The organism is Pseudomonas pharyngis (genome assembly GCF_021602345.1).
GTDB classification, from domain to species: Bacteria; Pseudomonadota; Gammaproteobacteria; order Pseudomonadales; family Pseudomonadaceae; genus Aquipseudomonas; species Aquipseudomonas pharyngis.
On record NZ_BQID01000004.1, the window covers coordinates 422,450 to 442,250 of the forward strand.

19 protein-coding genes and 1 pseudogene are annotated in these 19,801 nt (G+C 60.7%); 11 read left to right on the forward strand and 9 right to left on the reverse strand.

Annotated elements, in window-relative coordinates:
* Positions 1-41 precede the first annotated feature (41 nt).
* Positions 42-224, forward strand: a complete 183-nt coding sequence (locus L6D74_RS11810; protein ID WP_064597883.1) for a hypothetical protein — start codon at positions 42-44, stop codon at positions 222-224.
* On the opposite strand, the gene L6D74_RS11815 is transcribed toward L6D74_RS11810, so the two are convergent.
* The gene (locus L6D74_RS11815; RefSeq protein WP_236189243.1) at positions 221-1,282 is read right to left on the reverse strand and encodes an AI-2E family transporter; all 1,062 of its coding nucleotides are present in this window, start codon (positions 1,280-1,282) and stop codon (positions 221-223) included. The genes L6D74_RS11810 and L6D74_RS11815 overlap by 4 nt on opposite strands.
* Positions 1,283-1,438: 156 nt before the next feature.
* Between L6D74_RS11815 and trhP the strand changes: the two genes are divergently transcribed.
* Positions 1,439-2,767, forward strand: coding sequence for a prephenate-dependent tRNA uridine(34) hydroxylase TrhP (trhP, locus tag L6D74_RS11820; RefSeq protein WP_064597885.1), 1,329 nt, complete (start codon positions 1,439-1,441; stop codon positions 2,765-2,767).
* Positions 2,768-2,804: 37 nt separating this feature from the next.
* Here the strand turns inward: trhP and L6D74_RS11825 are convergent, their stop codons facing one another.
* Together L6D74_RS11825 and L6D74_RS11830 are read right to left on the reverse strand one after the other, a co-directional pair.
* Positions 2,805-3,035: a hypothetical protein gene (locus L6D74_RS11825; protein WP_064597887.1), complete on the reverse strand. Its 231-nt coding sequence runs from the start codon at positions 3,033-3,035 to the stop codon at positions 2,805-2,807.
* Positions 3,036-3,129: 94 nt separating this feature from the next.
* Positions 3,130-3,843, reverse strand: a complete 714-nt coding sequence (locus tag L6D74_RS11830) for a FadR/GntR family transcriptional regulator (protein WP_064597889.1) — start codon at positions 3,841-3,843, stop codon at positions 3,130-3,132.
* Positions 3,844-4,208: 365 nt separating this feature from the next.
* Between L6D74_RS11830 and L6D74_RS11835 the strand changes: the two genes are divergently transcribed.
* Positions 4,209-5,555, forward strand: a complete 1,347-nt coding sequence (locus tag L6D74_RS11835) for an MFS transporter (protein ID WP_236189244.1) — start codon at positions 4,209-4,211, stop codon at positions 5,553-5,555.
* 14 nt (positions 5,556-5,569) lie between these two features.
* Positions 5,570-6,913, forward strand: coding sequence for a glucarate dehydratase (gudD, locus tag L6D74_RS11840; protein ID WP_064597893.1), 1,344 nt, complete (start codon positions 5,570-5,572; stop codon positions 6,911-6,913).
* On the opposite strand, the gene L6D74_RS11845 is transcribed toward gudD, so the two are convergent.
* A complete protein-coding gene (locus L6D74_RS11845) occupies positions 6,910-7,785 on the reverse strand; it encodes a LysR family transcriptional regulator (RefSeq protein ID WP_236189245.1) in 876 nt (291 codons plus the stop codon). The genes gudD and L6D74_RS11845 overlap by 4 nt on opposite strands.
* Positions 7,786-7,945: 160 nt before the next feature.
* Between L6D74_RS11845 and ampC the strand changes: the two genes are divergently transcribed.
* The gene (ampC, locus tag L6D74_RS11850) at positions 7,946-9,112 is read left to right on the forward strand and encodes a class C beta-lactamase (RefSeq protein WP_236189247.1); all 1,167 of its coding nucleotides are present in this window, start codon (positions 7,946-7,948) and stop codon (positions 9,110-9,112) included.
* A 72-nt stretch (positions 9,113-9,184) separates the two neighbouring features.
* Here ampC and L6D74_RS11855 read toward each other — a convergent pair whose 3' ends face one another.
* Positions 9,185-9,751 carry a DUF4174 domain-containing protein gene (locus L6D74_RS11855; RefSeq protein ID WP_236189248.1) on the reverse strand — a complete coding sequence of 189 codons (567 nt, stop codon included), beginning with the start codon at positions 9,749-9,751 and terminating at the stop codon, positions 9,185-9,187.
* Positions 9,752-9,961: 210 nt separating this feature from the next.
* Here L6D74_RS11855 and L6D74_RS11860 point away from each other — a divergent pair, with 210 nt between their 5' ends.
* Positions 9,962-10,438 (forward strand): GNAT family N-acetyltransferase, encoded by a 477-nt coding sequence (locus tag L6D74_RS11860; protein WP_236189249.1) that lies wholly within the window; start codon positions 9,962-9,964, stop codon positions 10,436-10,438.
* Here L6D74_RS11860 and L6D74_RS11865 read toward each other — a convergent pair.
* Both L6D74_RS11865 and L6D74_RS11870 read right to left on the reverse strand, forming a co-directional pair.
* The gene (locus L6D74_RS11865) at positions 10,420-11,205 is read right to left on the reverse strand and encodes a sulfite exporter TauE/SafE family protein (RefSeq protein ID WP_039767649.1); all 786 of its coding nucleotides are present in this window, start codon (positions 11,203-11,205) and stop codon (positions 10,420-10,422) included. The genes L6D74_RS11860 and L6D74_RS11865 overlap by 19 nt on opposite strands.
* Before the next feature lie 96 nt (positions 11,206-11,301).
* The gene (locus L6D74_RS11870) at positions 11,302-12,051 is read right to left on the reverse strand and encodes a hypothetical protein (RefSeq protein ID WP_039767696.1); all 750 of its coding nucleotides are present in this window, start codon (positions 12,049-12,051) and stop codon (positions 11,302-11,304) included.
* 247 nt (positions 12,052-12,298) lie between these two features.
* Here L6D74_RS11870 and L6D74_RS11875 point away from each other — a divergent pair, with 247 nt between their 5' ends.
* The 3 genes from L6D74_RS11875 to L6D74_RS11885 all read left to right on the forward strand — a co-directional run bounded on the left by L6D74_RS11875 (position 12,299) and on the right by L6D74_RS11885 (position 14,859).
* Positions 12,299-13,447 carry an aldose epimerase family protein gene (locus L6D74_RS11875; RefSeq protein WP_236189250.1) on the forward strand — a complete coding sequence of 383 codons (1,149 nt, stop codon included), beginning with the start codon at positions 12,299-12,301 and terminating at the stop codon, positions 13,445-13,447.
* 90 nt (positions 13,448-13,537) lie between these two features.
* Positions 13,538-14,359 carry an aldo/keto reductase gene (locus L6D74_RS11880; protein WP_236189251.1) on the forward strand — a complete coding sequence of 274 codons (822 nt, stop codon included), beginning with the start codon at positions 13,538-13,540 and terminating at the stop codon, positions 14,357-14,359.
* Positions 14,360-14,388: 29 nt separating this feature from the next.
* The gene (locus L6D74_RS11885; RefSeq protein ID WP_236189252.1) at positions 14,389-14,859 is read left to right on the forward strand and encodes a DUF1810 domain-containing protein; all 471 of its coding nucleotides are present in this window, start codon (positions 14,389-14,391) and stop codon (positions 14,857-14,859) included.
* On the opposite strand, the gene L6D74_RS11890 is transcribed toward L6D74_RS11885, so the two are convergent.
* A complete protein-coding gene (locus L6D74_RS11890) occupies positions 14,824-17,184 on the reverse strand; it encodes a DNA polymerase II (RefSeq protein WP_236189253.1) in 2,361 nt (786 codons plus the stop codon). The genes L6D74_RS11885 and L6D74_RS11890 overlap by 36 nt on opposite strands.
* 189 nt (positions 17,185-17,373) lie before the next feature.
* Here L6D74_RS11890 and L6D74_RS11895 point away from each other — a divergent pair, with 189 nt between their 5' ends.
* On the forward strand, positions 17,374-17,814 hold the full coding sequence (locus tag L6D74_RS11895) for a CBS domain-containing protein (protein WP_011335068.1): 441 nt from the start codon (positions 17,374-17,376) through the stop codon (positions 17,812-17,814).
* On the opposite strand, the gene L6D74_RS11900 is transcribed toward L6D74_RS11895, so the two are convergent.
* Positions 17,815-18,438, reverse strand: coding sequence for a glutathione S-transferase N-terminal domain-containing protein (locus L6D74_RS11900; protein WP_011335069.1), 624 nt, complete (start codon positions 18,436-18,438; stop codon positions 17,815-17,817).
* 1,090 nt (positions 18,439-19,528) lie between these two features.
* Between L6D74_RS11900 and L6D74_RS11905 the strand changes: the two are divergent.
* Positions 19,529-19,801: pseudogene (locus L6D74_RS11905) on the forward strand (energy transducer TonB); the annotation flags it as partial.

A 19,801-nucleotide genomic window follows, 5' to 3' on the forward strand; every position in this document is an offset into this window, starting at 1 on the left:
ATTCCCTAAGGTAGCTCCACAGATTGATGGAGGTACTTTTCATGGCTCAGGTTCAAATCATGTCCGTTGTCGGCAGCGCCGTTCCCGCATCGCTCAGAGAGCTGGGGCTGCTCGCCTGCTGGTATCTGGTGCGCGACGGCGAGCCGGTCAGCGGCCCGCTTACGTCCTTGCCGGCGGCTCAAGCGCTGTCGCAACAACTGCTCAGCGGCCCGTTCAAGGCTTAAGGCAGCTGCACTTTCGGTTTGCTTTCGATGAACAACGCCCAGCTCGACATGAACAGGGCCGCGATCAGCGGCCCAATCACAAAGCCGTTCAGCCCGAACACCGCCAATCCGCCCAGGGTCGAGATCAGGATCATGTAGTCCGGCATCCGTGTGTCCTTGCCCACCAGGATCGGGCGCAGCAGGTTGTCCACCAGACCGATCACGAACACCCCGAACAGCCCCAGCACCACGCCCTGCCAGATCATCCCGCTGAGCAGGAAGTAAACCGCGACCGGCACCCAGACAATCCCCGCGCCCACCGCCGGCAGCAACGACAGAAACGCCATCAATACCGCCCAGAGCAACGCACTGGGAATGTCGAGAAACCAGAAAATCGCCCCGCCCAGCGCACCCTGCGTGATCGCCACCAGCAGATTGCCCTTCACCGTGGCGCGTACCACGCGATTGAATTTCAACTGCAAGCGACGCTTGTGATGCTCCTCCAGCGGTATCGCTGTGCGCACCTTGCGCGCCAGTTCGGCGCCGTCGCGCAGGAAGAAAAACAGCAAGTACAGCATGATGAAAAAACTCACCACGAACTCGAACGTGCCCTGGCCGAAACTGAACGCCTGGCTCGCCAGCGCCTGACTGCCCTGCATGGCGGTCTTGACGATCTTCTCGCGCAAGGCATTCAGCTCGCCCATGCCGAAGCGGTCGAGCAGGTGCTGAAAGTAAGGCGGCAGGCTGTGCTTGAACTGCGCCAGATAAGCGCCGATATCGAGCTTGCCGCTTTCGATATTGTCGTAAAGCGTCGCCCCTTCCTGCACCAGCAGTACACTGAGGACGATCACCGGCAAGATCGCAATCACCAGGCAGATGCTCAAGGTACATAGTGATGTGAGGTTGCGTTGCCAGCCGAATTTCAGTTGCAACTGGCGCTGCATCGGTGCGAACAGGATGCCGAGGATCACCGCCCAGAACACCGCACCGTAGAACGGCAGCAGGATCCAGATGAAGGCGACCGTCACCAGCAACAACAGCACGGTGAGGGATTTGAATTGCAGACTCTTTTGGTTCATGTCCGGTCCAGGTCAGTCAGGCGCCACCCGCGCCCGTCCCGTTTAGTCAGCCAGCGTCAGCGCGAGTGCCCTGTTTCTTCATTGAGCATAGATCCAGATCAATAAACCCTCGGCGCAACTGCTCTACCCTGCCGCGCTTTTGCGACCGACGCCGCCATGACGACCTCCTTCACCCCCGAACTGCTCGCCCCCGCCGGCACCCTGAAAAACATGCGTTACGCCTTCGCCTATGGGGCCGATGCGGTGTACGCCGGCCAGCCACGCTACAGCCTGCGGGTGCGCAACAACGAGTTCGATCATGCCAACCTGGCGCTTGGCATTCGTGAAGCCCAGGCCCAGGGCAAGCGCTTCTACGTGGTGGTCAACATCGCGCCGCACAACGCCAAACTGAAGACCTTCCTCAAGGACCTGGCGCCGGTGATCGAGATGGCGCCGGACGCGCTGATCATGTCTGACCCCGGCCTGATCATGCTGGTGCGCCGGCACTTTCCGCAGATGCCGATCCACCTCTCGGTGCAGGCCAACACGGTGAACTGGGCGAGTGTCGAATTCTGGCAACAGCAGGGCTTGAGTCGGATCATCCTGTCCCGTGAATTGTCGCTGGAAGAGATCGGCGAAATCCGCGAGCAAGTGCCCGGCATGGAACTGGAAGTGTTCGTCCACGGCGCGCTGTGCATGGCCTATTCCGGCCGCTGCCTGCTCTCGGGTTACATGAACAAACGCGACGCCAATCAGGGCACCTGCACCAACGCCTGCCGCTGGAAATACTCGGCGCAGGAGGCCAGCGAAAACCAGCTCGGCGAAATCGTGCAGACCTTCGAACCGCAACCGACCCTCGGCCTCGGCGCCCCCACCGATCAGGTGTTCCTGCTGCAGGAAGCCAACCGCCCCGGCGAGCTGATGCCGGCCTTCGAAGACGAGCACGGCACCTACATCATGAACGCCAAGGACCTGCGCGCGGTGCAGCACGTCGAGCGCCTGACCCGCATGGGCGTGCACTCACTGAAGATCGAAGGCCGGACCAAATCGCACTTCTATTGCGCGCGCACCACCCAGGTCTATCGCCGGGCTATCGACGATGCTGTGGCCGGTCGCGAATTCGACCGCAGCCTGATGACCGATCTGGAATCCCTCGCCCAGCGCGGCTACACCGAAGGCTTCCTGCGCCGGCATGTGCATGACGAATACCAGAACTATCAGAACGGCAGCTCGGTGTCGGAGCGTCAGCAGTTTGTGGGCGAGTTGACCGGCGAACGTCGGGATCGTCTGGCCGAGGTCAAGGTTAAGAACCGTTTTGCACTGGGCGATCACCTGGAACTGATGACGCCCAAGGGCAACTTCCATTTTGATCTGCATGAATTGCAGAACCTGAAAGGTGAAGCCATCGACGTGGCGCCGGGGGACGGGCATACGGTGTATCTGCCGATTCCGGATGCGGTGGATTTGCGGTTTGGGTTGTTGATGCGCGATCTCGGCGCTGTTTAAAAGCATCAAAAAAACCCGGCAATCAGCCGGGGTTTGTTCAGCGCCTGTCATCGGACAGCGGTGTCGGCTCATCAGCCGGCGGTATGTCTTCATCGGACGACGGATCCTTCCAGTCTTCCGGCCGATCGGCATCGCTCAACGGGTCGCGCCCGGGCATCACGCCCGGTGGCATCTCGTGATCGGCCAGCGTCGGCTCATCCGTACCGGGGACTTTGCGGGTAGGGTCGGTTGGGGCCGTGCCTCCCTGAAACAGCGTATCGTCAGCCATGATTGCACCTCAGAGCATGAGGCCCGGAAGATCCGGGTCGTACTCGTTGGAAGTGCCGCCGCACCGGGCGTGCTATCGAACAGACCAGCGGCATTCAGCTCGTGGCTGAAAACCGGTCTCGACTGTTGGTCAGGTGCAACCACATTGCCGCGCGCGCCGCGTCCGCGTCCTGACGTTTGATGGCGTTGAAGATCGCCTCATGCTCAAGATTCGCCAGTTGCCCGAGCTTGCTCAAATCCACCGCGCCGCGCTCGGCCGCATTGACCCGGGTGCGCGGGATCATTGCGCTACCCAGGTGCTGCATGATTTCGGTGAAGCAGACATTGCCGGTGGCTTCGGCAATCAGCAGGTGAAAGCGTCGGTCGGCTTCGACGCAACTGTCGTTGTTAGCCAATAGACGCTGATAGTCGTCCAGCGCCTGACGCATCTGCATCAGTTGTTGCTCGGTGCGGCGCTGCGCGGCCAGTGCCGCGGCTTGCGTCTCCAGGCCCATGCGCAGCTCGAGAATGCTGCGCACCCCCAGCGCGGTGTCGACATTCAGTCGCAGCCCCTGCTCCGGTGCGCGCTCGATCACGAAGGTGCCGATGCCGTGCCGCGTCTCCACCAGCCCCGACGCCTGCAATTTGGAAATCGCCTCGCGCACGACGGTGCGACTGACGCCGTGTTCCTGAACGATCGAGTTCTCCGACGGCAACTTGTCACCGGGCAACATCTGGCCGAGCAGGATGCTCTGGGTGAGTTTTTCCACCAGATCGTGGGCCAGGTTGTGCGCGCGTTTACGGGCGGGGGCGTCGAAGTCGTCTTGCATGGTCGGTTCCGGTGATCGGGGCAAACCGATCGTAGCACTGGCGGCAATGACTTGTATGAGCTCCTATGAATTCCGGGATCTAACTTGTATGACAACACTCAATTTTAGCTAGAAAATCTTCCACTGCGCCGAGCAGTCGCCCCACTTGCACTGGAACAAAACGCTCTACTACGCGTGCCAAACCCCCTACAAAAGCCAACAAACACGGCGCATAAAATCTGAAAAAGCATAAAAACCCTTTCCCGTAGACAAATTTGATTGAGCACTCCCGCTTGTAGGACAAAAAAATCTAGTTGTATGATGTCTATCAACAACGCAACACCCAGATACACCCCGCATAAAAATAACGAGTGGGAGAAAACCAAGTGAAATCGTCCATTGCCGGGATGAACGAGGGCGCCGATTCGGTGCTGTCCTCCGCCATTGCCAAAGTCAAACGCCACGTCCTGCCGCTGTTCGTCATCATGTTCATCGTCAATTACATTGACCGGGTGAACATCGGCTTCGTCCGTACCCACATGGAACACGACCTCGGCATCGGTGCCGCGGCCTACGGTTTCGGTGCCGGTCTGTTCTTCATCGGTTACGCGCTGTTCGAAGTCCCTTCCAACATGTTGCTGCAAAAGGTCGGCGCGCGAATCTGGCTGACCCGCATCATGCTCACCTGGGGTCTGGTGGCCGCCGGCATGGCGTTCATCCAGAACGAAACCCACTTCTACATCCTGCGATTTCTGCTCGGCGTGGCCGAAGCCGGGTTCTTTCCCGGGGTGATCTACTACTTCACCCGCTGGTTGCCGGGGGCCGAGCGCGGCAAGGCGATTGCAATTTTCTTGAGCGGTTCGGCCGTGGCCTCGCTGATTTCCGGCCCGCTGTCGGGCTTGTTGTTACAGATCGAAGGTCTGGGCCTGCACGGCTGGCAGTGGATGTACTTCATTGAAGGGATGTTCTCGGTTTGCCTGTGCGTATTCGTCTGGTTCTGGCTCGACGCCAAACCCCACGATGCCAAGTGGCTGACCTGCGCCGAGCAGGATGCGCTGGTCAAAGCCATCGACGATGAGCAGAAGGCCCGCGAAGCCGCGACCCCGATCCGGCCGTCGCTGAGCAAACTGCTCAAGGATCGCCAGATCATCCTGTTCTGCCTGATCTACTTCTTCATTCAATTGACGATCTACGCCGCAACGTTCTGGCTGCCGAGCATCATCAAGAAGATGGGCGAGATGAGTGACTTCCAGGTCGGCCTGTTCAACTCGATTCCGTGGCTGCTGTCGATCATCGGCATGTACGCGTTCGCTTCGTTCTCGGCGAAGTGGAAACACCAGCAGGCGTGGGTGGCCACGGCATTGCTGATCGCCGCAGCGGGGATGTTCATGTCCACCACCGGCGGGCCGTTTTTTGCCTTCGTCGCGATCTGCTTTGCTGCGCTGGGTTTCAAATCCGCGTCGTCGCTGTTCTGGCCGATTCCGCAGGCTTATCTCGACGCGCGGATCGCCGCTGCCGTGATCGCGTTGATCAACTCGGTAGGCAACCTCGGCGGCTTCGTCGCTCCCACCACTTTCGGTTTGCTCGAGCAACACACCGGTTCGATCCAGGGCGGCCTCTATGGCCTGGCCGCGACCTCGATCATTGCCGCAATCATCGTGTTCGCCGCCCGCATGACACCCAAATCCGCACCTGACGTCGCCGTGGCCGATGCCGCGCCGAAGCACGCTTGAAAGGACAATCAAAAATGACCGCACACGACATCGCCAAAGCTCCAATCATCACCGAGATGCAAGTCATCCCGGTGGCCGGCCACGACGGCATGCTGCTCAACCTGAGCGGCGCCCACGGGCCGTTTTTCACCCGCAACATCGTCATCCTCAAGGACAACGCCGGCCATACCGGCGTCGGCGAAGTGCCCGGCGGCGAACGCATCCGCCAGACCCTCGAAGACGCCCGCAACCTGGTGGTCGGCAGCCCGATCGGCACGTATCAGAAGATCCTCAACCAGGTTCGCCAGACGTTCGCTGACCGTGATGCCGGCGGCCGTGGCCTGCAGACCTTCGACCTGCGCATCACCATTCACGCCGTCACCGGGCTCGAAGCCGCCCTGCTCGACCTGCTCGGCCAGCACCTCGACGTGCCGGTGGCGGCATTGCTCGGCGAAGGTCAGCAACGTGATGAAGTGAAGATGCTTGGCTACCTGTTCTACGTGGGCGATCGCCGGGAAACCGACCTCGCCTACCGCAGCGAACCGGATGCCGACAACGACTGGTTCCGCGTGCGTCACGAGAAAGCCATGACCGCCGACGCCGTGGTGCGTCTGGCCGAGGCTGCCCACGCACGCTATGGCTTCAAGGACTTCAAGCTCAAGGGCGGCGTACTCAGCGGCGATGCGGAAATCGAAGCGGTGACCGCACTGGCCGAACGCTTCCCCGACGCCCGCATTACCCTCGATCCGAACGGCGCGTGGTCATTGAAAGAAGCGATCCGTCTGTGCCGCGACCAGCATCATGTACTCGCTTACGCCGAAGACCCGTGCGGTGCAGAAAGCGGTTATTCGGGCCGTGAAGTGATGGCTGAATTCCGTCGGGCCACCGGGCTGAAAACCGCCACCAACATGATCGCCACCGACTGGCGCGAAATGGGCCATGCGATCCAGTTGCAGTCGGTCGACATTCCGCTGGCCGACCCGCACTTCTGGACCATGCAGGGTTCGGTGCGCGTGGCGCAGATGTGCCACGAATGGGGCCTGACCTGGGGCTCGCACTCCAACAACCACTTCGACATTTCCCTGGCGATGTTCACCCACGTCGCGGCCGCCGCACCGGGCGACATCACCGCGATCGACACCCACTGGATCTGGCAGGACGGCCAGCGCCTGACCAAGGCGCCGCTGCAAATCGTCGACGGCTGCGTGCAAGTGCCGAAGAAACCGGGGCTGGGCGTGGAACTGGACATGGATCAGGTGGCCAAGGCCCACGAACTCTATAAAGGCATGGGACTGGGCGCGCGGGATGACAGCGTAGCGATGCAGTTTCTGATTCCGGGCTGGACGTTCGATAACAAGAAGCCGTGCCTGGTGCGCTAGGCCTGCGCAGCCTCCAGCAACCAGTGTCTGAACGCCGCCATCGCCGACGTCTCCGGCCGTGACTGCAAGCGCGTCAGCCAATAGCTGCCGGTGGTGATTTCGATGGCAAAGGGTTGGCGGATCAGGTCCGCCGCCAGTTGCCGGGCAAACATCAACGGCGGCGCCAGTGCCACCCCGCCGCCCTGCAACGCCGCTTCCATCATCGCCAGCGACGAGTCGAACACGATGCTCTGGGGCGGCGCAGCATGGGTCGCCATACCCGCCGCGTGAAACCATTCCGGCCACTCATCGGTGCGATAGGAGCGCAGCAAACGGTGCTGCAGAAGATCCCCCGGCGCGTGCAGTTGCCGAGCGATTTCCGGCACGCAGAGCACCGACAATGGCGCCTCCAGCAAACGGGTCGCCTCGATACCGTGCCATGCCCCGGCACCGAAGCGGATCGCGTAATCCAGCCCCTCGGCGGCGACGTCCACCCGGTTGTTGTTGGTCGACAGTCGCAAATCTATGAGCGGATGTTTCGCCTGAAAGTCTGCCAGCCTCGGCAACAGCCATCCCACCGTGAAGGTGCCCACCGCGCCGACCGTGAGCATTTCCCGATATTGCCCGCCCGCCAGACGCTCGAGCATCTGCGCGATATGATCAAACGACGTGGTCAGCACCGGCAGCAGGGTTTCGCCCTCGCCGGTCAGCATCAGCCCACGGGGCAGGCGTTTGAACAGGATCACGCCGAGTTGCGCTTCCAGGCTTTTGACCTGATGGCTGACGGCCGCCTGGGTTACGCACAACTCCACGGCCGCACGGGTGAAGCTCAGGTGGCGCGCAGAGGCTTCAAAGGCGCGTAATGCATTCAAGGGCAATTGAGGTCGAATCATGCCAAGTCCCAAATTTTTCTAATGGCTCGTCCGAGTTTTCATCGTTTGTCGAAAGACGCCGGACTGCCTAGATTTGGCGGCGCCGATCAGCCGGCCCGACGGAAAACGCTCGCAGTGTAGCGGGATAACACCATCAACACTCATGGAGAGTGGTTCAAGCATGCCTTCGATCAACCTGAACAAATTCAAGTCCTACAGCGCTTTCGGACTTTTCTTCAGCACCGCCACTTGCTTGGCCGCCCCGCCAACCGACGATCAGTTGCAGGCGCTGGTCAAGGCCACCGTGACCCCGGTCATGCAGCAACAGGACATCGCAGGTCTCGCCGTGGCCGTGACAGTCGATGGCAAGGCGCATTACTTTAATTACGGTGTCGCCGACAAAAGCACCGGGCAAGCGGTAAGTGAAAACACCCTGTTCGAAATCGGTTCGGTGAGCAAAACCTTCACCGCGACCCTCGCCGCGTACGCCCAGGCCAGCGGCAAACTGCAATTCTCCGACAAGGCCAGCCAGCACTGGCCCGAACTCAAAGGCAGCGCCTTCGACCACATCAGCCTGCTGCAACTGGGCACTTACAGCGCGGGCGGCCTGCCGCTGCAATTTCCGGATGCTGCGGACTCTTCCGACAAGATGCTCGGCTATTACCAACAGTGGAAACCGACCTTTCCGGCCGGCAGCCAGCGCCTGTATTCCAATCCAAGCATTGGTCTATTCGGTTACCTGGCCGCAAAAAGCCTCGGCCAGCCGTTCAATCAGGTCATGACCGAAACCCTTCTGCCGAAACTCGGGCTCAAGCACACCTTCCTGTCGGTGCCGGCGTCTGAACAAAAGCTCTACGCCCAAGGCTATGACAAGAACAACAAACCGATCCGAGTCAGCCCCGGCGCCCTCGACTCCGAAGCCTACGGCGTGAAAACCAGCGCCGCCGACCTCCTTCAATACGTCGAAGCCAACCTCAACACCGCCAAACTCGAAACACCCCTGCAAAAAGCCATCGCCCTCACCCACACCGGCTACTACACCGTCGGCGACATGACCCAGGGGCTGGGCTGGGAACGCTACGCCTACCCGATCAGCCTCGACCGCCTGCTGGACGGCAACTCGACGCCAATGGCCATGGAGGCGCACAAGGTCAAATGGCTGAATCCGCCGCAGCCAGAACTGGCGAACGTGCTGTTGAACAAGACTGGCTCCACCGCTGGCTACGGTGCGTATGTCGCGTTTGTACCGTCGAAGAAAGTCGGGATCGTGATTCTGGCGAACCGCAATTATCCGAATGGAGAGCGGGTGAAGATTGCGCACAGAATTCTGGGTGAGCTGACCCGGTAATCACGCCATAAAAAACGGGCGACCTGAGAAGGTCGCCCGTTTTTCTTTTCTGATCCCCCCTGAATCAGAACATCAATCATCCGGCATTTCCGGCGGCTTGGCCGGTTTGGTCGGTTTCGCCGGCTTGGTCCCTTTTGCGCCCTTGGCCGGCGCCGGTTCTGCAGCAGCCGGGGCCGTGACCACGGTGGAAGTGGCTTCTTTTTCAGCGGCAGGCAACGCATCAATGGTGTCGAAAATCTTCTTCAAATCGACCGCCGCCGCTTCATCCCCCGAAGCCGTCAGTTTGGTCTCGCCATCCTTGCCCACCAGGAAGACTTTCGGATACGCCCCGGCGCCCAGCTTCAGCGAGCGCAGCAGCGCCATGGTTTGCTGCTGCTCGAGGCTTTTGCCATCGACCTGACCGCTCATGCTCAGGATGGTGTAAACCTTGATCTTGCGGTCGGCGATGCCTTGTTTGTTGGCCGGGTCATCCAGCGCTTTTTTCAGGCTGACCCAATAAGAATCGACTGTGCTGGAAGCGATCACGATCAATGGGCGGTTAATGCCCTTGTCGACGTCCAGAGGGGAATCGCCGTCGGCGGCGAACAGGGGGCCGGCAATCGCCAGCAAGAGTGTCAGGGTCAGTGACCTGATGAGCATGCGCATCTCCTTTTGATATCCACGCTCTAATGATTGCGCATCGCGGCGATTGTTCCGGGGGCTGCCCGGCAAAAGTGTTTCGCCTTGCCCAAAGCTTAGGTCAGCACCGGTTTTGCGCAACCGGATGGGCGCGATCGTGTCGCGCATTTGATTAGCTCTTATGACCGCATTAGGGTGGCAGCTCCAACTGTGAAATGGAGTTCAACGCGCATGCACATCGACTACCTCTGCCATCACCCCGAACTGATTGAAGAACTGGCCGAACTCAACTTCAAGGAATGGGGCCAGTACAAACCCGAAGACACCCTCGCCAGCCGCACCGAACGTATGCGCGCCGCCTGCGGCAAAGGTGCGATTCCCAGCGTGGTAGTGGCGATCGAAGACGGAAAACTGCTCGGCGGTGCGCTGCTGATCGACAGCGACATGGATGCCCGTCCGCAATTGACGCCGTGGCTGGCCGGGGTCTACGTGAAGGCCGAACAGCGTGGTCGCGGCATCGCCTCGCAACTGGTCAACCGCATCGTCGAGGAAGCCGCCGCCCTGGGTGTGCCGCAGTTGTACCTGTACACCGATGCCGCGCAGTCGCTATATGCGCGCCTGGGTTGGGAGGTGCTGGAGGAAATGGAATATGACGGGTTGCCGGTGACGGTGATGAAGCGGGCGCTCGGTCAGAACGCCAGCTTGTAACCGATCAACACCAGCATCGTCGCCAGGCACGGGCGCAGCAGTTCATCGGAGACCCGACCGGTCAGGTGGCTGCCGAGCCAGATGCCCGGCAGCGAGCCGACCAGCAGAAAACCCAGCACGCCCCAGTCCATGTTGCCCATGCTCGCGTGGCCGAGGCCGGCGACCAGGGTCAGCGGGACGGCGTGGGCGATTTCGGTGCCGACCAGACGGCGGGTCGGCAGCAGCGGATAGAGGATGAACAGTGCGACAGTGCCGAGGGCGCCGGCGCCGATGGAGGTCAGGGCGACCATGGTGCCGAGGATCAGACCGGTGATCACGGTCATGCCATTCAGGCGCGCACCGCTGGGGTTGTAGTTGCCGCCAGCACGTTTGTGGGCGAATTCCAGCAGGCGTTTCTTGAACAGAATCGCCAGCGCCGTGGCGAACAGCACGAAGCCCAGCGCTTGCTTGATGATGGCGTTCATCGCATCCGGCGCAGTGTGCAGGGTGCTGAGGAACCACAAGGTCATCGCCACCGCCGGAACACTGCCCAGGGTCAGCCAGCCGGTGATGGCCCAGTCGATGTTCTTGTTCTTCCTGTGCACCAGCACGCCACTGGATTTGGTGATGGCCGCGTACAGCAGATCCGTGCCCACCGCCGTGGCCGGATTGATGCCGAACCACAGCAGGATCGGCGTCATCAACGAACCGCCGCCGACACCGGTCATGCCGACGATGAACCCCACCACCAGCCCGGCAATCACCAGGCCGAAATTTGCCAATTCCATTAAGACGTCCAGACAAACCACAGGAAAAATCCGGCCCGCAGCATAACCAGTTTTCTTATAACGCCCTATATCGATCGGATCTATCGTTATGCCATTTCACTGCACGGGCAAAAAATTCAAAAACAACAGGCTCTGGGCGTAATTCAGCCCGATGCGCCGGTAGCGCTCGTCGAGCATCTGGGTCAGCAGATCCAGACGCGCCACGACTTTGCCGAACTCCGTGGCGAAACTCAGGTTGCTGCCCTCCTCGGAAATCTCATTGGAAAACAGCAGCGGTTGGCCATCCTTGTTCTGCCGCTGGGCGAGGATCCAAGTGGCTTTCTCGATATTGCGCGCGGCGTTGTTGACGAAGGTCGGGTTGATCGCATCGGTCATGTAGAACTCGGTGCGATTGCCGTGGGCGGTGACCAGCATGCTGCCGATCGCATAGATGAACGCGCCGACCCGGTCGCCGAGGAATTCCGGGCTCATGGCATAGCTCAGCGCTGCCAGATCCTTTTTGCCGCCGAGGGTCGGCAAGGGTTGCTGTTGCTCAATGGCCAGTCGCACCTGCTTGACCGCCGTGCGAATGTCGAGAAAACCGGATTTGCGTAGTTCCTCCGGGTTACGCAAATACAACTTGCCCATCAAGCGGTAGAGGCTGTCGAGGTTGTCACGCATCGCCAGAGTTGCCATGCGATCGACGCTGGTCTGGAGAAATTCCTGAGGCCTGCCTTCGCGCATCTGGGTGATGAAATTGTTGCCGTCCTGATGGCTGCAACCGCCGAGCAGCAGCGTCGACAGGCAGGCCAGCAGCAGGCACGGGCGATGAATGAATGCAGCGATGGGGTGCAAAACTCTCGGCATGAATTCTTTGACGGACACGTTCCTGTGCGGCGGAAGTCACCGCACCCTGGCCATGGATAGAGCCGGGGATTTCGCAAAAGTGCAGTGCCGGCGTGGATTCCCGACCTTCGGCGCCCTTGGCTCAATCAATTTAGTCCGACTTTATTTTTGCATTAATCGTTTAATCCGCTATAAATCCTCACTCAAGCATTAATTAGCATGACTATTTAAAGATTTTCAAAACAACAACAAAAAGGAAGGTCAACCCATGCTTCAATCCCGACACTCACTCTGCGGCCTCGGACTGTCCCTGATGATCGCCACCCTCTCCGCCCAGGCCGCCGGCCTGACCAGCGAACACAAAGCCTTCGGCCAAACCAATGACGGCACGCCGGTCGAGCAATACATCCTGCGCAACAGCCACGGCATGCAAGCCACGGTCATCACCTACGGCGCGACCTTGCAGGCGCTGCAAGTGCCGGACAAGCACGGCAAGCTCGACGACATCGTCCTCGGTTTCGATGATGTGCAGGGTTATCAGAAAGGCACCGCGTACTTCGGCGCAACCATCGGCCGCTTCGGCAATCGCCTGGCCGACGGTGCGTTCGAGCTCGACGGCAAACGCTACCAGGTGCCGCAGAACGACAAGACCAACGCCTTGCACGGCGGCACTCAGGGCTTCGACAAAAAGGTCTGGAAGGCGAAGGAAACCAAGGACAAGGACTCGGTCGGCGTGACCCTGACCTATCTGTCGGCGGATGGTGAAATGGGTTTCCCCGGCAACCTCACCACCGAGGTGACCTACCGCCTTACCGACTCTAACGAGCTGCGCATCGACTACAAGGCCAACACCGACAAACCCACTGTGCTCAACCTGACCAACCACAGCTACTTCAACCTTGCCGGCGCCGGCAATGGCGACATCCTCAAGCAAGTCGCCACCCTGCACGCCAGCCATTACACCCCGGTCACCGCCAAGCTGATACCGACCGGCGAACTGGCGCCCGTGGCCGGCACACCGATGGACTTCACCAAACCGACCGCCATCGGCCAGCACATCAAGGCCGATCATCCGCAGTTGAAATTCGCTGAAGAGAAACAAGGCGGCTTCGATTTCAACTGGGCGCTGGACACCAAGGGAGACGTCAGCAAACTCGCCGCCGAAGTCAGTGACCCGCAATCCGGTCGCCACTTGCAGCTGTTCACCAACGAACCGGGCGTGCAGTTCTACACCAGCAACTTCCTCGACGGCACGGTCAAGGGCAAGGGTGGCAAGGTCTATCCGCACTGGGGCGCGTTCACCCTGGAGACTCAGCACTACCCGGATTCGCCGAACCAGCCGAACTTCCCGAGTACCCGCCTCGATCCCGGCCAGACCTACACCCAGAGCGTGGTGTTGAAGTTCTCCGCTAAGTAAGCACCTGACCTCCTTTCTGAAACCGGACGGAACCCGTGGGCTATTCTGCTGCCCACCCAAGGTATCGACCGTTTCAGAAAGGAGGTTTGAATGCGTACCCTCGAATTGGCTGGCGTGCAGGTGCCGGTGATTGGCCAGGGCACCTGGCGCATGGGCGAAGACCGCTCGGCGCACACGCGTGAAGTGGCGGCCCTGCGCAGTGGCATCGAACTGGGCATGACCCTGATCGACACTGCGGAAATGTACGGTGAAGGCGGTGCCGAAACCGTCGTCGGCGAAGCCATTGCCGGCCTGCGCGATCAAGTGTTCCTGGTGAGCAAGGTCTACCCGCACAACGCCAGCCGCAAAGGCATTCCCCAGGCTTGCGAGCGCAGTCTGCGCCGGCTCGACACCGATTACATCGACCTCTATTTGCTGCATTGGCGCGGCCAGTATCCGCTGGAAGAAACCGTCGAGGCTTTCGAGCGTCTGCGCGAGGACGGCAAGATCGGCCGCTGGGGCGTGTCGAATTTCGACGTCGATGATCTTGAGGAACTGTCTTCATCGGCCTGCGCGACCAATCAGGTGCTGTACAACCTGGAAGAGCGCGGCATCGAATTCGACCTGCTGCCGTGGTGCCAGCAACAGCGCATGCCGCTGATGGCGTACTGCCCGATCGGCCAGGGCGGCGCGATGCTCGCCGAGCCGGTGTTGAAACAGATTGCCGCTCGTCACGGCGTGCCCCCGGCACAGGTTTCGCTGGCGTGGATTCTGCGTCAGGATGGGCTGATCGCGATTCCCAAGGCCGTGCGCCCGGAACACGTGCAGCTCAATGCACAGGCGGCGCAGCTGCAACTCGAGGCCGGGGATCTGGCGGCGCTGGACCAGGCGTTTCACGCGCCAAAACGCAAGCAGCGGCTGGCCATGGTCTGAGCCACCGCCGACTGACAGAGGGCTTCGCCATGAGAAGCACTGATCAGGACGATCCATTCAACCTGCAACGCTTCGTGCTCGCCCAGGACCCGGTGTTCGAACGGGTCCAGCGCGAGCTCGGCGAGGGCCGCAAGCGCAGCCACTGGATGTGGTTCGTGTTCCCGCAGTTCGCCGGGCTCGGCGGCAGCGAGATGTCGCGGCGGTTCGCGATCAGCTCGGCCGATGAGGCCAAGGCCTATCTGGCCCATGAGCTGCTCGGCGCCCGGCTGCGGACCTGCACGCAGCTGGTGCTGAACGTGCAGCAGCGTTCGATTGCCGAGATTTTCGGCCATCCGGACGACCTGAAATTCCACTCATCAATGACCCTGTTCGCCCAGTTCGCTGACGACGACAGCCCTTGGCATCAGGCGCTGGAGCGTTTCTTCCACGGCATTCAGGACGAGTGGACCCTGCAACTGCTGGACTCAAAACAGGCCCAATTGCCCCCCGATCAGGGTTGAGAAATCGTCGTCGACAAACGGCAGGATCGCATCCGCCACCGGTTGCAGCTGGCGAGTGATGTAGTGGTCGTAGTCGATGGCCGCGCGGCGAACTTCCAGCGGTTCGGGCCCGGCGAGGGTGATGACGTAGCTGATCCAGCCGCCGTTCTGATACTGGCGGGGGCGCCCGTGCTGCGCGTTGTAATCGTCCGCCAGCCGCGCGGCGCGGACGTGGGGCGGCACGTTGCGTTCGTAGTCATCGAGGGTGCGGCGCAGGCGCTTGCGGTAGACCAGTCGCTCGTCGAACTCGCCGGCCAGGGTCTTGCGCACGTACTCGCGCACGTAATCCTGATACGGCTTGCGCTGGAAGATCCGCTCGTACAGCTCCTGCTGAAATTGCCGGGCCAGCAGCGACCAGTCGGTGCGGACGGTTTCCAGGCCTTTGTAGACCATTTCATCGCTGCCGTCGGCGCGGGTCACCAGACCGGCGTAGCGCTTTTTGCTGCCCTCCTCGGCGCCACGGATAGTCGGCATCAGGAAGCGTTTGTAGTGGGTTTCAAACTGCAATTCGAGGGCGCTTTCCAGCCCGTACTGCTCGCGCACATGCTCGCGCCACCAGTCGTTGACGTGTTGCACCAGCGCCCGGCCGATGGTTGCCGCCTCTTCCTGACCGTGGAGGCGACGCAGCCAGACGAACGTCGAGTCGGTATCGCCATAAATCACCGCGTGGCCCTGGGCTTCGATCAACTGCCGGGTGCGCAGCATGATCTCGTGGCCGCGCAGGGTGATCGATGACGCCAGCCGCGTATCGAAAAACCGGCAACCGCTGGAACCGAGTACACCGTAAAAGGCGTTCATGATGATCTTCAGCGCCTGGGACAACGGCGCGTTTTGCTCACGCTTGGCGGTCTCGCGCCCCTCGGCGACCCGAGCGACGATGGACGGCAGGCAATGCCGGGTACGGGAAAAGCGCGCACCGCGAAAGCCCGGCACCGAGTCACTGTCGTCAGGATGCTGCAAGCCTTCGATCAACCCCACCGGATCAATCAGAAAGGTACGAATGATCGACGGGTAAAGACTCTTGTAGTCGAGCACCAGCACCGATTCGTAAAGCCCCGGTCGCGAGTCCATGACAAACCCACCGGGGCTGGCCTGCGGTGGATTGGTGCCAAGGTTCGGCGCCACAAAACCCTGGCGGTGCATCAGCGGCATGTACAAATGGGTGAATGCCGCCACCGAGCCGCCGCTGCGATCCGCCGGCAGGCCGGTGACGCTGGCGCGCTCCAGCAAAAATTTCAGCAGCTCGGTCTTGGCGAAGATCCGCGTGACCAGTTCGCAGTCCTTGAGGTTGTACTTGGCCAGCGCCGGTTTGTCCTCGGCGAACATGCGGTTGATCTCGTCCATGCGCTGGTACGGATTGTCGATGGACTTGCCTTCGCCAAGCAGGGTCTGGGCGACGTTTTCCAGGCTGAACGACGGAAAGCTCCAGGTCGCCGAACGCAGGGATTCGATGCCGTCGATGATCAACCTTCCTGCCGCTGCCGCGAAGTAGTGATTGCGGCTGCCGTGTTCGCGCCACTGCATTTCCTCGCCGCCACGCCCGAGCTTGAGCGGCACGCCGAGGCGCCGGGCGTGTTCGTGGAGGATGCGCAGGTCGAACTGCACGAGGTTCCAGCCGATGATCGCGTCGGGGTCGTGGCGGGCGAACCAGTCGTTGAGCTTCTTCAGGATCAGGGTCCGCGACTCGCAGTACTCGAGATCGAAGTCGACAAGGCTGTCATCGCCGTTCGGTGCGCCGAGCATGTATACCTGGCGCTCGCCGCAGCCTTCCAGCGCGATGGAGTACAACTCGCCCTGCTCGGTGGTTTCGATGTCCAGCGAGACCAGCCGCAGTTGCGGGCGATAGTCAGGTGAAGGTTTGAGGTGGGCGTCGAGCAACACGCCGTCGGCATCGGGCGTGCCGCTGAACCAGACGGGCGCGGTGATGAAACGCTCCATCAGGTAGCGCTCGGGCGGTCGCACGTCGGCTTCGAAGACATCGACACTGTGCCGGTTGAGCGCGGTTTCGAGGCGCATCAACTGACCGTGCTGCTGGCAGTACAGCCCAAGCACCGGGCGATGCTCGAAATCCTGCAGGGCCAAGGGGCGCAGCTCGACGCTCTTTTCGTCCGCCAATACCCGCTCGGCCTGCTCACGCTGCGCAGCCGGGATGAACGCCACCGACGGCTGATGCGGCAGGCGCACACGGCGCGGCCCGGCGTCGGTCGCCAGCCAGAACTCGACTTCGGTGCCGGCCGGGGTGTCGCGCCAATGCCGGGTCAGGACGAAGCCCTGCTGTAAATCCACCACTTCAACCTCAGGAATTGATTCAGACGGGCATTCTACGCGGCATTGCCGCCACCCGTGAAAAAGGCCTCGCCATGAAAAACCCGGTCAAATGACGTTTTTTGCGTGTTATCTGCCGTTTTGCGGCCTTGCCCTGCGCGCCTGCGTCTACGATGCTTGGAGAACAACGACAACACCTGAGTAACCGCCATGAAAACCGTCGCCCAGCTGCTCAAGCTCAAAGATCCGAAAAATCAGGAAGTGCACCAGATCAAACCCGATCACATGGTGCTCGAAGCGCTGATGAAAATGGCCGAGAAGAACGTCGGCGCCTTGCTCGTGGTGGAAGACGACAACGTGGTGGGCATCATCAGCGAGCGCGATTACGCACGCAAACTGGTGCTGCACGGTCGCTCCTCGGTGGGCACGCCGGTGCGCGACATCATGGTGGCGAACGTGATCACGGTGGACACCCATCAGACCGTCGACACTTGCCTTGGCATCATGTCCGACAAACGCCTGCGTCACTTGCCGGTGGTGGAGAACGGCAAGCTGATCGGCCTGCTGTCGATCGGCGACCTGGTCAAGGAAGCGATTGCCGAACAGGCCGAACTGATCAAGCAGCTGGAGCAGTACATTCGCGGGGAGTGATCAGCCGGGCCAATGCCGCGCAAAGACCGGCGCCAGCACCGGGTGCCGGTCGATGCGCTGCAGCCACGCATGGAAACCGGGTCGGGCCTGGCGCAGGTGTTCGCGGGCACCGGCCCAGCGCGTGACCACCGCCGCCAGCACATCCAGTGCGCCCGGTGTTTCATCGTCCAGGTACAGCTCGGCCGAGAACTGATCGGCAAACACCTCCCAGCTCCAATGCAGTCGTTCCCGCGCACCCGCCATCAGATTCTGTCGCGAGGCCTCGTCCGGCATCACCAGCCAGCGCTCCGGGTAATCAATGATCCCGATGGCCGCATAACAATTGCTGACGATGTACACCAGGCCCCGAATCGCCTGATCGCGGTCAGCGCCGTTGGCCGGCAGCAGGCCGGATTGCGCAAAGCTTTGCCCCAGATGAATCAGGATCGCCGCACTTTCGGTGATGACACTGCCGTCCGGCAGTTGCAGGGTCGGGATCTGTTTGAGCGGATTGAGCCGCGCCAGCTCCTGCGCCGCTTCCGCACTGGCCTCGATATCGATGAAGCGGTAAGCCACCTGGCACAGCTCGAGCGCCGCCTCGATGGCCGCTGCTCCTGAGTTGCGGTGTCCGTAGAGCTGATACATATCCCCTCCTCCACTGCGAAAGGCATCCCGCCTGGCCCTATTTATAGCCGTTGTATCGAATTTGGCACGGATTGCGCATTCATCGGCAGCTTGCGAATCCCTGATCTCGCAAAACAGCGCTGGCGGTGCCCATCCCGCACCAAGAGCAATCAGCGAACGCTATCCGCGTTCTTGTAAGGTGCGATACCGAACCAAAAGTTCGCGTATCCGAGCTGGCAACAAGGAGTTCACCGCGTGAATCTTCATCTGCTGCGCCACCCTCTTCTCTCCGTGCCCGTTTACCTGCGCCGCGTTCGCCCGCCGAACAGTCCGTGCATTCCTTTTATTACCTGAACACCTTCACTATTTATTTTTTAAATAGCACGCAAGCAGTCATTGCGTGCGCGCTGCATTAATGAATGCCAGAACAGATTGTTCGACAATAACTTTCAGACAGCACACCCGTACAACTTTTGCTGTTTTGAGTTGATGCTCGAAGCGCACCAAAACTGCACTTCCAGTCATTACATCGTTCATGCGGAACGACCGACTTTACTTAAACAAGAACAAGGAACATCGCCTGTGACCCGCTAAAACCCTGACCCGCACCAAATCAGTCCGCCACGCACCATCACGCGCCCTGGCCGACACGAGAACAGCCGCTCTATCTCGCTGAACAGCGCGATACCGCGCCAGAGCTGTCTCGCCCTGGAAAAAGCCCTGCAAACAGGGCCATCGGGAGGTTATGCGCCCAGGAAAACCGGCCTGTTTAATGAAACTTATATAAATGCGACATACGTATCACCCATGAAATAACCGATACACATTTGGTCACTCTTTGGCACAGCGGTTGCTATTGCATCAACCATGAGGGCACGAATGATGTTCGCCACTCAATTGCACACTCACTTATAAAAGAACAGCCACGGACCGGATCAATGAACCATCGAAGTCGACATTACTGAAGCAATAAGCTGCACAAGCCCTGCTCAATAGATAGTTCAACTATCGGCTTCTGCACACCTGTATGAAAGTTGCGACCACTCACTCGAACAACGCTGTGTTGTTCGAACGGCACCTTATTGCCCTTCATCCACCCGAGGGAGCTTTAATGAACGATGCGGTAAAGCACAGAACGCCGCCGGGGCCATTGCCGAACGCAGCGCTTGCGTCGGTGGCGGGTCGGCCCGTCTACAAGGCCAACACTTCGCAGCCCGGCGGCCTGAACAAACAGCAGATGCTGTTGCTGGTGGCGGTGTCGGCGCTGATACACGGCGGCGCCTGGTGGTTTTTCCAGCAGGCGCGGGCCGAGCCGCTGCCCACGCCACCGGAAATTCCGGAAATGACCGTCGAGCTGACCAGCCCGACACCTCCGGCCCCGCCG